At 56.3% G+C, this 11994-nt stretch carries 9 protein-coding genes; 2 read left to right on the top strand and 7 right to left on the bottom strand.

Features of this window, described 5'->3' with window-relative positions; translation table 11 throughout:
• Positions 1 to 349 precede the first annotated feature (349 nt).
• Both ACR0CG_RS22885 and ACR0CG_RS22880 read right to left on the bottom strand, forming a co-directional pair.
• Complete coding sequence (locus tag ACR0CG_RS22885; RefSeq protein WP_480527743.1) at positions 350 to 1321, bottom strand: LysR family transcriptional regulator; 972 nt, start codon at positions 1319 to 1321, stop codon at positions 350 to 352.
• 89 nt (positions 1322 to 1410) lie between these two features.
• Positions 1411 to 3846 carry a GcvT family protein gene (locus ACR0CG_RS22880; protein WP_480527741.1) on the bottom strand — a complete coding sequence of 812 codons (2436 nt, stop codon included), beginning with the start codon at positions 3844 to 3846 and terminating at the stop codon, positions 1411 to 1413.
• Positions 3847 to 4029: 183 nt separating this feature from the next.
• On the opposite strand from ACR0CG_RS22880, the gene ACR0CG_RS22875 reads away from it, so the two are divergent.
• On the top strand, positions 4030 to 5550 hold the full coding sequence (locus ACR0CG_RS22875; RefSeq protein WP_480527739.1) for a trimethylamine methyltransferase family protein: 1521 nt from the start codon (positions 4030 to 4032) through the stop codon (positions 5548 to 5550).
• A 73-nt stretch (positions 5551 to 5623) separates the two neighbouring features.
• The gene (locus tag ACR0CG_RS22870) at positions 5624 to 6595 is read left to right on the top strand and encodes an agmatinase (RefSeq protein WP_480527737.1); all 972 of its coding nucleotides are present in this window, start codon (positions 5624 to 5626) and stop codon (positions 6593 to 6595) included.
• On the opposite strand, the gene ACR0CG_RS22865 is transcribed toward ACR0CG_RS22870, so the two are convergent.
• From ACR0CG_RS22865 to ACR0CG_RS22845, 5 genes are all read right to left on the bottom strand, one after another.
• A complete protein-coding gene (locus ACR0CG_RS22865) occupies positions 6592 to 7572 on the bottom strand; it encodes an arginase family protein (protein ID WP_480527735.1) in 981 nt (326 codons plus the stop codon). The two genes, ACR0CG_RS22870 and ACR0CG_RS22865, sit on opposite strands and share 4 nt — an antisense overlap.
• A 54-nt stretch (positions 7573 to 7626) precedes the next feature.
• Complete coding sequence (locus ACR0CG_RS22860; RefSeq protein ID WP_170613698.1) at positions 7627 to 9216, bottom strand: ABC transporter permease subunit; 1590 nt, start codon at positions 9214 to 9216, stop codon at positions 7627 to 7629.
• Complete coding sequence (locus ACR0CG_RS22855; protein WP_480527733.1) at positions 9209 to 10246, bottom strand: quaternary amine ABC transporter ATP-binding protein; 1038 nt, start codon at positions 10244 to 10246, stop codon at positions 9209 to 9211. The genes ACR0CG_RS22860 and ACR0CG_RS22855 overlap by 8 nt, the downstream gene beginning before the upstream one ends.
• A gap of 79 nt (positions 10247 to 10325) precedes the next feature.
• Positions 10326 to 11276: an ABC transporter substrate-binding protein gene (locus ACR0CG_RS22850; protein ID WP_480527731.1), complete on the bottom strand. Its 951-nt coding sequence runs from the start codon at positions 11274 to 11276 to the stop codon at positions 10326 to 10328.
• Positions 11277 to 11690: 414 nt separating this feature from the next.
• On the bottom strand, positions 11691 to 11994 hold a 304-nt coding region (locus ACR0CG_RS22845), incomplete at its 5' end, for a hypothetical protein (protein ID WP_480527744.1).

Genomic DNA, 11994 nt, shown 5'->3' with positions numbered 1-11994 from the left:
CGTCAGCCAAAAAAGATCAGACATGGTCACCGCTCGATTTTCGAACCGTGACTCACGCAGCCACGCGGAAATCAATGGGTCCTGACCCTAGGTCCTTGATCTTCTCACACATCGGCTGCGGAATGCGGCTCCAGATCCGTGATGGCTTGGGACTACGATCCTGAAGCGCTTCAGGGCCACCCGACATATGCCGGTCATGCCAGCGATATAAGGTGGTCTTCGGGGTTCTGATTTGGAACCATGGGAGGTCTTTGGGTTCTCAAAAGAAACCACAGAAGATGCTGACGGGCCGGTATCAGAACCGCGTTTTGTTTTCCCGGCCGCCAGAACCGCCAGTTATTGGTGGCGGTTAGGCACTCTCCATTTCCATGGTGCGGAATTCGTTTTTTAACCAGGTGTGCCTGGCGCACATCGGTCTTGTAAAATGCTGCCGGATCAGTTTTCCCATGGCCTTCTGGATCAGCAGTGATGTAGTCGCCGGGTACACTTCGGTCGTAAAAAGCGACACTGTCCGCACAAAGTTCCTGCCAGGAAATGGCATGGCTTTGACACTGTTGTGAAACCGCTGCGTTCGGTGGAAACACGCCGCCGTTGTGATGGCCCATCCGCTGCCCTGTGCAACCAGGCCGATGATGGACTGATTACACTCCAGTTCAAACCGGTTGGGCAGGCTGAACTTGCTTCGGGCCAATTGAATTTCGATTTGTTTGCCGATTACGTAGTCACGCGAGTACCTTAACAAAGGCAATTCCGCTTCTGGTGTAAACAACTCTTCGGGCGAACCTTCAAACTTGTTGGGAAGAACGACGATGAAAGGATCGCGCATCAAAGGGTATTCGATCAGCCCCTCAGTGCGTCCCGGCGGCCTTGTGGCAACACCAACGTCCAATTTATGCTCTTGTAGTTTGGCGAGAATCTCGTGACTGGGGCGTGTGAAGTGCCGGAAATTGCAGCGCGGAAGAGCCTGAGCCAAAAACCGAACGAGATCGGGCGCGATCTGGTTGTCGAAATCGTCGATCAAAGCCAATCGCAGGTCCGTCGCATGCTGCCAGTTGCCCGTACGGATCTCGGCTTCGCCACGTTTCAATACGGTCAGGCCTTCACGGACGTAGCGGGCAAACACTTCTCCTGCCGGCGTCAGCCCCATTGGACGGCGTCCATGGTCGACCAATTCGATGCCCAGCGCATTTTCAAGGCTGCGCAGATGGTTGGATACTGTACTGATCGACAAATCCGTTTCAGATGCGACCTTCTGAATCGATCCGGACTTGGCGATCAACTGAAAAACTTCCAGCCACCTAAGGCTCAGCGATTTGGACACGGCAACTGACCATTGTTTCGATTTGTTCGAAACTAGCGAAGCAAAGATTCGCCCTTGCGGCAACAATGAAGTTGGCTGAGATGTCGTTTTCAACCTTTCATGCGGGCGAATTCCGGATCGTACGGGCTGGACGTTATGACCGTCGCGCCAAAACGCTGCCCGCATTTATCCAGCTCCATTTCGCTGCCAACCTCAGAGATGAACGGATGAACAAATGCATGCGCCAGGTTCAATCCTGTACGATGACCCCATTCACCAGAGGTAACAGTCCCCACGACCTTATCGCCCAGCATGACAGACGCGCCGGGATGCGCCGGACCACGCGTTGCATCAATGCGCAGGGGAACCAGCTTGCGGTGAAGCCCTTCTGACTGCCGCTTCAACAGCGCCTCACGCCCAATAAATTCGCCCTTGTCCAGACGTACAAACCTATCCAGCCCCGTTTCCCAAGGATCAAATTCGGTGATCAAATCGGCTTTCCAGTGCAGGAAGCTTTTTTCCATGCGCATCGAGTCAACCGCTCTGGCACCAAACAGGTTCAGCCCGTACCCTTCGCCCGCCTCCCGCAGCGCAAGATAGGCCGCATAGAGAGAGGCGTTTGGGACATGGATCTCATAGGCCAACTCTCCCGAGAAACTAAGGTTCATGACCGTGGCAGGAGCGATGCCGACAAAGCCCTCTCGTACGCTGAGCCAGGGGAATGCGTCCGCAGACCAATCACCTCTGGCACAGTCAGAAAGCACAGTGCGCGACTTGGGGCCAGCCAAAACCAGAATGGTTTGGTCATTCGTCAGGCTGCGCATCTGAACGTCTTCATCGTTGCGCAGATGCTTCTGTAGCCAGTCCATATCATGATACTCGCTGGCTGCGGCAGAGCCATACCAAACCCGTGCTGGACCGCGATCACTGGCAGGGAGATTGGCAACAGTTGCTTCCGCCTTGACCATACCGTGATGGTTCAGCAGATAGCCCAACCCAACACGCCCTTCGCGCTTGCCCACAACTCCGCAAAACATCCGATCCAGAAACGCGTGCCTGTCCACTCCGGTGATCTCAATCCGGTTGAACCCGTTTACTTCCGCCAACCCGACACCGGTGCGAACGTTATCGATTTCGGCAGCAACCAGATCGAAGGTTTCGTCAAAATCGAAACTGAGTGACGGCGCGAAATCAGGGTGAGGTTTGATGTAATCCACCCTTTCCCATCCATTGACTACCGTGAACTCCGCCCCTTCGGATGCGAGAACAGGCGTCAGAGGCGTCGTTTTGGCGGGACGGCCGGCTGGGCGGTGTTCATGTGGAAAGTGGAACCTGAATTCGTTTTGATAATCCTCAATCGCCTTCAGAGCAGTAAGTTCTACGTTCGCGTGTCCTGTAAACCTCCTCGGGTCGAGGCACCAAGTGTCATAACATGCCTCACCATGCACGATCTGCTGGGCCAGCAACCACCCATGCCCGCCGCCTTCGCCCAACCCGGCTCGCAGACCAATGATGCAATACGCATTGCTCTTGCCCGGGATCGGCCCAACCAACGGGGCGCCATCAATCGAATAAGTGATCGGCCCGTTTACGACCGTGTGAATGCCCACCTCCATCAAGGCAGGCATCCGCGCAAATGCACCCTCGAGCACATCAGTTACACGGTCCAGATCATCCGGACAAAGTGCGTTTACGAAGTTTGGATCGATCCCGTCCATACCCCATGTTTTGCACCCCTGCTCGTAGAACCCGAGCAAGAGACCGTTCTTTTCCTGTCGGCAATAGTAGTCGCTGATTGGGCAGCGCAGCAGCGGCATCCGGTGCCCGGCATCCCGGATGGCCTCGATCTCTTCGGTCAGAAAATACTGGTGTTCCATGGACGACACCGGATGATGAACCCCCATCATCGCGCCAACCTCGTTGACCCGGTAGCCACAGGCGTTGACGACTATGTCGCAGTCGATGTCTCCGTGCTCGGTATGCACGGTCCAGGTATCGTCGTTGTGCTGCGTCAAAGCTGTTACAGGCGTGTTTCGGTACACTTGCGCACCGGCTTTGCGCGCCCGTCGCGCCAGGGCCTGACACAGTTGGGCCGGGTCTATGTCACCGTCCAACGGATCCCATAGCCCACCGATCAGGTTGTCGGTCGAAATCAACGGGTGGCGGCGGGCGCATTCATCCGCATCGATCACCTCGAAATGTACATCCATGCCCCGCGCCATGGACGCGAAGTGACGATAGCCCTGCATTTGTTCATCAGTATTCGCCAGACGTATTCCGCCATCTCCGTGATGGTAGTTGATCGGGTAATCCGGATCGTCGGCCAGTTCCTTGTACAGGCGGATCGAATGAGATTTCAGACCCACCATGGTCTGGTTCATCCCGAAATTTGTGACCTGTGCGGCCGAATGCCAGGTCGTGCCCGAGGTCAGTTCGTTCCGTTCAACCAAAACCACATCTGTCCAACCCTCTTGGGTCAGGTGGTACAGCGTCGAACATCCAGCGATCCCGCCTCCGATCACAACGACTCTGGTACGCGACTTCATGGTCTTTGCTCCCTCGGTTTCGGCACAAGTCTTGCTGAATAACGGGTTGGGCAGACAACAGGGCAGACGTTGGTACTGTAAAATCGAAACCGCAATTTCGGATTCTGAAAACGGCAATTCTCCTTTGATGCCCGTGTGTTTTGCGCCTTACGGTGCAACGAAGATGCAAAGGGATTGGGATACATGTCATCGGAGGGCTCCAAACGCAGCGGTCGGAAAGCGCGTCACGCACAGCGTGCAGCCAAGCCCGCATTCGATCCCTGTCCACCCGGTCAGACAGGTGGTGCGTACAAGCCTTTAAATCACTCGGAAATAGAACAGGTATTTGATACCGCCCTGCGGCTCCTGGAAGAGCTGGGCATGGGCAATGTACCGGATAGGCTTACCGCCGACCTAAGGGCCGCAGGGGCACGGGACCGGGAACCGGGGCGGCTGGTTTTCCCACGTTCAATGATCGAGCAAGCCATTAATTCCGCTGCCAAAAGTTTCATGTTCCATGGCCGGGATGAAAGCCGGTCTATCGATGTGGGCGGGGATCGTGTGTACTTTGGCACTGGCGGCGCGGCTGTTCAGACGCTCGACATTGACAGTGGGCTTTATCGCCCCTCTACATTGGTTGATCTGCATGACTTCACCCGACTACAGGACACACTGGCCAATGTCAGTTGGTTCACCCGGTGCTGCGTGGCAACGGATGTCCCGGACGTGTTTGATCTGGACGTCAATACTGTCTACGCCTTGGTGCGGAATACGACCAAGCCGGTGGCAACATCTTTTACGCTGGCCGAACATGTCCACCCTATTGTCGAGATGCTGGACATCGTCGCCGGAGGGGTCGGTGAGTTCGCCAAACGTCCTTTTCTGAAGGCGCACATCAGCCCGGTCATTTCACCGATGCGATATGGCGAAGACGCAGTGGACGTCGTTTATGAATGCATCGCCCATAACATACCAATGTCCTGCATCACGGCTGCGCAAGCGGGCGCAACCGCTCCGGCGACCCTGGCCGGATTTCTGGCGCAGTCACTGGCCGAAACGCTTGCCAGTCTCGTGATGGTCAACACGATCAAACCCGGCTTTCCGATGGTTTTTTCCAATTGGCCCTTCATCGTAGACCTCAGAACCGGCTCATTTGCCGGTGGCAGCGGCGAGACAGCGATCCTGAATGCCGCCTCTGCGCAGATCACAAACTGGCTGGGGTTGCCTTCGGGCGTGGCCGCTTCGATGGCAGATGCCAAGGCCATTGATGCCCAGTACGGGGCTGAGAAAGGCATCACATCGCTTGCCGCTGCATTGGCCGGCGGCAACCTGATATATGAAAGTTCAGGCATGACTGCGTCCCTGCTGGGGGCAAGTTTCGAGGCCTTTGTTCTGGACAACGAAATGCACTCTCACACCTATCGGGTCTTGCGCGGAATCGAGGTCACCGAAGCGAATCTCGGCTTTGACGCCATTTGCAAATCGGTTTTGGGTGACGGGCACTTTCTGGGCAGCGCACATACATATGAAGCAATGGAGAGAGATTACTTTTATCCTCAGCTCGCTGATCGCCGGGAGCCGCGCACATGGGAAACCGAAGGTGCGATGGACGCATGGTCATCTGCCCGGCAAGTCGCCAGAGAGGTTTTGAGCTCGCATCACCCCGAGTATCTCACCCCCGAACAGGACGCCGAAATTCGCCGGCGTTTTCGAATCCTGACCTGAAGACTGACGGGCATTCCCAGCCCGAAGCTGAATCGCTAGGGTCACTGAAGTAACTTGCAGAGGGTGGGAAACCATGGCCGATTCATTTTTTCAACCGGTATCAGCCATGGAGCTTGCCCGGTTTGCGGGCATACCGTCATTCATGCGCCTGCCCATTCTGGATCTGGATCACGAACGCATCTCGGATGTCGAATTGGGCCTTGTCGGCATCCCTTGGGACGGCGGTACCACCAATCGGCCGGGCGCACGGCATGGCCCGCGGCAACTGCGCGATTACTCCACGATGATCAGGGCGATGAACCCGGTCACAGGCGTCGCGCCGTTCTCGCAGGTGAATTGCGCGGACCTAGGAGATGTCGCCCCCAATCCGGTCGACATAGAAGACACGCTGGATCGGGTCACTCGCTACTATTCGAAGCTGAAAGCGCGCAATATCACGCCATTGACTGCCGGAGGGGATCACTTGACCACCCTGCCCGTCCTGCGTGCCCTGGCCGCCTCGGGCCCGGTTGGCCTCATCCAGTTCGACAGTCACACGGACTTGTTCGACACTTATTTCGGCGGCCACAAATTCACGCACGGCACCCCGTTCCGCCGCGCTGTTGAGGAAGCGTTGGTGGACCCCAAACGCTTTGTTCAGGTCGGAATTCGCGGCACGGCATACAACACCGAAGACATCGAATGGGGTGAAGCGCAGGGCATCCGTATCATCCGCATCGAAGAACTGTTCGACCGGGGCATCGACGATGTGATGAATGAAGTGCGCAGCATTGTCGGAACGGAGCCGACCTACTGCACCTATGACATCGACTTCGTGGACCCGACCTATGCGCCCGGCACCGGAACACCCGAAATTGGCGGGCCCAACAGTTTTCAGGCCCAGCAGGTCATTCGCAAGATGGCTGGCCTGAACCTTGTCGGTGCCGATCTTGTCGAAGTGTCGCCACCCTTCGATCCTGAGGGTGGGACAGCGTGGCTGGGTATTTCGCTGATGTTCGAATTACTTTGTGTTCTGGCCCAAGCTGTCGAGGCGCGCCGCAGTTAATCCCCGGCGACATTTTCGGCAATCATCGAAATCATCTCGAACATCACTGCTGCGGCGGTCAGGGCAGTGATGTTGTTGGGGCTGTCTTTTGTGGGCATCATGCAAACCACATCACCGCCAACGATATTCAACCCGCGCGCGGCGCGCAGGATTCCAACCGCCTCATCGATATCAAATCCCTTCTCTCCCGGCTCAAGGTTAGAGACTGCGGGCGCAACGGTTGGGTCAAGGCAATCCAGGTCGAAGGTGATGTAAACCGGCCGATCACCCAGCACCTCTTGGGTTTGGGCCACAACGTCCTCCAGCCCACGCTGACGAAACTCGCGCATTGTGACGATGTTGTAGCCATAGTCGTAAGAAGGCTGCAGCCAGTCCAGACTGCGTGGGTGGCCCCGCAACCCGATCTGCATCGAACAGGTCGGATCCACCTGCCCCTGATCGGCCAGATAAGCCCCCCAGTGTGCCGCTGATTTCTTGGCCCCCAGGAAGTGGTCAACCTTGGTAAAAACATCCGTGTGGGCGTCCAGATGCAGGAAACTGACAGGTTCTCCGCCTGCCAGTTTTCCACATCCCAAAGCCTGTACTATCCCACCAGTGATGGAGTGATCTCCGCCGACAGAAACCGGCCGTGCACCGGCCGCGTCGATGTCCTTGTAGAATTCGGTGATCCGTTCGATGCAATCCTCATTGTCGTTCGCCTTCGGGAACGGCACATCCCCCACATCGGCAATCCGCGCGCTGTCCCATGGGTCGATCTCAAATACTGAATGCACCCTGCGCTGAACGGCCGAGACGTGCCGCAAGGCGCGTGGTCCCAAATGCTGGTCCCTCTCGGTCGTGCCGTTTCCAGTTGAGTGCGGCACGCCAGCCAATGCAATGTCCTGCCCTTCGGGCCCGACGTTGGGGCAACGAAACAGAGTAGGCACGCCCCACCAATACAGATTGTCCATCATGGACTGTTCGTAGCGATCCGCCATTGTTTTCTCCGGTCAATGAAAAACGCCCCCGGAAAGAACCGGGGGCGCAGATGGTTAGATTTTCTCGTCTTCCCGCCGGAATGCGCCTTGCACGATCCTGTCCATGACCATGGCGAGGAACAGAATTGCGAAGCCGCCCAGCAGGCCCGGCCCCTTGGCGGCATATTGCAGTGCCTCCAGGATTTCTTTGCCCAAGCCGCCACCACCTATCAGCGAGATGATTACGACCATGGACAGACACATCAGAATTGTCTGGTTCACACCTGTCATGATCGATGGCAATGCCAGCGGGATTTCCACGTCTTTCAGCAACTGCCATTTCGAGGCCCCAAAGGCGACGGCAGCTTCCTTGATGCTCTCCGGAACCCCACGCATGCCCAGCGCCGTCAGTCGAATAACCGGCGGCATTCCGAAGATGATCGTTGCCAGAATGCCCGGCGGATTGCCCGTGCCAAAGAAGGCAATGATCGGGATAAGGTAGACGAACGCCGGAAGGGTCTGCATCAAGTCCAGCACCGGTTCCGCAGCGCGATAAGCGCGCTTGGACTTGCCAAACCAGATACCCAGCGGAATGCCGAAGACAACGCAGAGCAACACCGCCGCACCCACCAGCGCAACGGTTTCCATCGCCACGTCCCAATATCCCAGCAAAGCGATATAGGCCAACGAAGCTGCGGTGAAGATGGCAACCCTTGGTCCCGCCGCGCGCCATGCAGTCACACAGATGACCAGCATGACAACCGGCCATGGTGAGCCGATAAGTGCCACGGTCAACGCATCAAGAACAGAACGCACACCGGCTACAATCCCGTCGAAGACGTCGCCCCCCGCTGCGGCGGCCGCGTCTATCTTTTCTTCCATCCAGCCAGCCAGGTTCGAAAACAACGTGCCGTTGCCCTCTCCCAATATCATCGCGGATACCTGCTGCTCGGGGAAGGCATCCAGCAAAGGAAGCGACGCGTTTACGGTGAACTTGTAAACGATCAAGGGACCAATGGCGGCGACAAGGATTGCGCCCAAAACCGTGTTTCGGGTCGAGCGTCCGCTTTCCGTGCTGCCCGGATCGATACGCCAGTTTGAATACTGTTTTTCGTAGACACGGTCGGCATACAAACCCTGAACCACCTTGAAAACCAGCAACATCAGCAACCCGGTGATAAGAATACCCGTGGCCTCGGACTGGGCAGCAGCGGCCCTTTCCAAGCTGGTATCAGCCGCTTTCTGAATGTTTTCAGCCAGCTTGGTGAAACGATCGATATCCGCCTTTTCAGTTGCGTCCGCCGCTCGGGCCAGCAGTTCGGCTGCGCGCTCTTGCTGACGGGCGGCACGCTCTGCAAAGTCCGCACCCGGATTGCCCCACGCGCCCCTGCCGATTTGGACCCACGCGATGATCTCGAGGATCAGAAACGTCCAGAACATGCCCCAAATGGCCCGTGACGCGGACCAGAACGGCCCCAGCACCGCCGCCCACGTGTTGAACGTGTTGGGAATGGCACTGGTAGCGTCGTGGATTTTGTGAAAGGCGTTGACGTAATAGGCTCCGTTCGGACCAGCGAACTTCTTGATGGAAATATCAAGAGCCTCGCGATCAACCTCGATGTCAGAAGCGGCCGTTACTTTAAGCTCAGAAGTTGCGTCAGTCATTTTTGCCCCCCTGAATACCACGCAACAGGCGTGGCTTGGTAACGACACCCACGTCACTGCCCGCATCCGTTATGACGACCGGCAATTCGGACTTCACGGCCAGATCGATCAGTTGGTCCAGATCCGCGCCTTCGTCCGCCCTGGGCGCACCGTCGAGTGGCCCTGAATAGCTGTCCATCGGTTCCATGATGGAATGCGCTTTGACCAGTTTGAGCTTGGAGATGCCCTGAACAAATTCGCGCACGTAATCGTCGGATGGGTTCATGACGATATCCTCCGGCGTGCCGATCTGTACGATCACCCCATCTTTCATGATCGCAATTCGGTGACCTATGCGAATGGCTTCATCCAGATCATGAGTGATGAACAGCGTGGTCTTTTTTAGCTGCGCCACAAGCGCCTTGAACTGGTCCTGCAACTGCAGGCGGATCAGAGGGTCAAGGGCGGAAAAGGGTTCATCCATCAACAGGATTTCGGGGTCCGACGCCAGCGCCCGCGCGATCCCCACACGTTGCTGCATCCCGCCGGAAAGTTCCTTGGGCAGGCGGTCCTCATAACCAGTTAGGTTTACCAGGCTCAAAGCGTGATCCGATACAGCCCAACGTTTGGATTTCGGGACCTTTCTGATCTCCAGGGGGTAAGCCACGTTATCGCGGACGGAACGATGAGGCATCAGTGCCATGTGTTGAAACACCATGCCGATTTGCTGGGCGCGAATGCGGCGCAATTCGGATTCCGATAGTTTCGATACGTCGTGACCCAGGATTTCGATCCGGCCGGCCGTCGGCTCGATCAATCTGTTCACGTGTCGTACCAACGTGGACTTGCCCGAACCGGACAACCCCATGATGCAGAAAATTTCGCCTCGCGGCACTTCGAATGTGGCGCCCTGAACACCGACAACGCAGTTGAACCGTTCCAGAACTTCCGGCTTGCCGATGCCTTCGTCTCGGACAGCTTGCATTGCCTCTTCAGCGCGTGCGCCGAAGATCTTCCAAACGTTTTCCAGTTTTACGACAGGTTCGTCCATTTATCCCCCACAGGGCATGGCTCTGCCCAACAGAAAAAAGGCCGCCGCGATTTTCCGCGACGGCCTGCAAGGTCGTGGTTTAGTTGGTTAGCCAGCCGATCACGGTGTCTTCATTCTCTGCCACCCACTGCTTGGCAAAATCCGCGGCTTCGACGTTGTCTACAGCCAGGGCCTTGCCCATCGCGCTCAGATCATCTCCTGACATCTGATAGTTGCTGAACAGAGCGGCCACTTCAGGATAACTCTCTTCCAGCTCTTTCGCGTAGTGCAGGTGAAGAGTTGCGCCGTTCCAGGCCGTGGACGCTTCGGATTTCGACAGCCAATCCGGGTCATCGGTGGGCTGAACAATTGTCCACGTGGCAGGGTCATGAGCCGGCTCTTCAAGAACCGTCAGATCCTGTGTCACGAAGATATAGTGGGGGCTGTAGCAGAACCCGATCCACGGATCGCCCGCCTTGGTCGCGTTTGCCAGGTTGGCATAGGCGATGGTTTCCTCGTATTCCGTCAGGTCGAATATCTGATCATAGCCATAAGATTTGGCTCGTATCTTCTCGACAACGGTCGAAGCCCAGCCCGGAGCACCGATCCAGACCTCTGGCGTACCATTCCCGTCTGTATCAAAGATCGCCATCTTGTCCGGGTCACTCAGGTCGTCAATTGACTTGATGTCATGCTGTTCAGAGATGTAGGTCGGGACGCACATGCCCTGCTCGGCCTGGACCGGGTTTTGATTCATGACGACTGTGCCATTTTCTTTGACATAGGTGTCATGCAGGTTTTGCTGGTTGGGCATCCACACTTCAGGATGGACGTGCATCGAGCCGCTGTCCATGGCTTCGAAGACAATCGGATTCGTGCCGTTTTGCAGTTCCACGTCCAGACCAAGGTTTTCTTCGATCACTACCTCAAGAATATGTGCCGTGGCGTTCACCGAGGCCCAGTTCGGCACACCGATCACGATATCTGCGGCCATAGCCGGGCCGGCAATCGCGACCGAAGCACTTCCTAGTAGCGTTGCAATTCTTTTCATCTGGTATCTCCATGTTGGGAAACTTCCGCGCTTGTTTTTCTCACCCTTTCGGACGGTGGTGCGCTTGGAATTTTTTTCGGGAAGGTCGTGCCTTCCGGTCCTTTTTTGGCCAGCGAAACTTGAGGCTGACATAGCCACAAAAGTGAAGCACGCGAGCGCGCTGCCCATCAAGAGATACGTTATTCTAGTTCCTGTATTGGATATTATCGCAAAGTAGTTTCGATTATTTACGATTCACAGATGGTGTCACGAGTGACCCGAAACCGGCATTTGTTTGTCACATACAGAACACATCGAACGCTGTTTTCAGGCAAATATGAACTGGTCTGAATAAGCACAGTGACGCAGTTTCAGGACGCGCAAAGTTCACACCGCTCCGAATACGCCTACTGAATCATCTTCAGCAACTCCTTGTCAGTTCAGACTAGTCAGATGAGGCTGCTCAAGAACATCAGTATGGCGCTCAATAGCCTCAAGGCGGTTTTCCACGATCGTCAGGAACGGGCTTGCGGGAAAGCCCTGTGGAGCGTCATTCAATATCACCGAGTGTCCGGCTTCGATTAGTTCTCGCGCAATGTCACGACGTACCTGGAAAAGATCTGCACAAGTGGAACTCAGAAATACTCTTAGGGTCAAGACACATAGCCAGTAAGTGACGATTGCCGCCAGCGCGATGGCTGACAGGAAGACCTTTGGGCATCTGTCGTAACGGGTCGCG

The organism is Ruegeria sp. AB8 (genome assembly GCF_056542605.1).
Note: the sequence above shows the minus strand (reverse complement) of the source record. Positions and strands in the feature narration are given on the sequence as shown.

Bases quoted from the DNA above. Each gene is read 5' to 3' on its own strand.
- ACR0CG_RS22880 (WP_480527741.1), bottom strand. From the start codon at position 3,846: ATGAAGTCGCGTACCAGAGTCGTTGTGATCGGAGGCGGGATCGCTGGA.
- ACR0CG_RS22875 (WP_480527739.1), top strand. From the start codon at position 4,030: ATGTCATCGGAGGGCTCCAAACGCAGCGGTCGGAAAGCGCGTCACGCA.
- ACR0CG_RS22870 (WP_480527737.1), top strand. From the start codon at position 5,624: ATGGCCGATTCATTTTTTCAACCGGTATCAGCCATGGAGCTTGCCCGG.
- ACR0CG_RS22865 (WP_480527735.1), bottom strand. From the start codon at position 7,572: ATGGCGGATCGCTACGAACAGTCCATGATGGACAATCTGTATTGGTGG.
- ACR0CG_RS22860 (WP_170613698.1), bottom strand. From the start codon at position 9,216: ATGACTGACGCAACTTCTGAGCTTAAAGTAACGGCCGCTTCTGACATC.
- ACR0CG_RS22855 (WP_480527733.1), bottom strand. From the start codon at position 10,246: ATGGACGAACCTGTCGTAAAACTGGAAAACGTTTGGAAGATCTTCGGC.
- ACR0CG_RS22850 (WP_480527731.1), bottom strand. From the start codon at position 11,276: ATGAAAAGAATTGCAACGCTACTAGGAAGTGCTTCGGTCGCGATTGCC.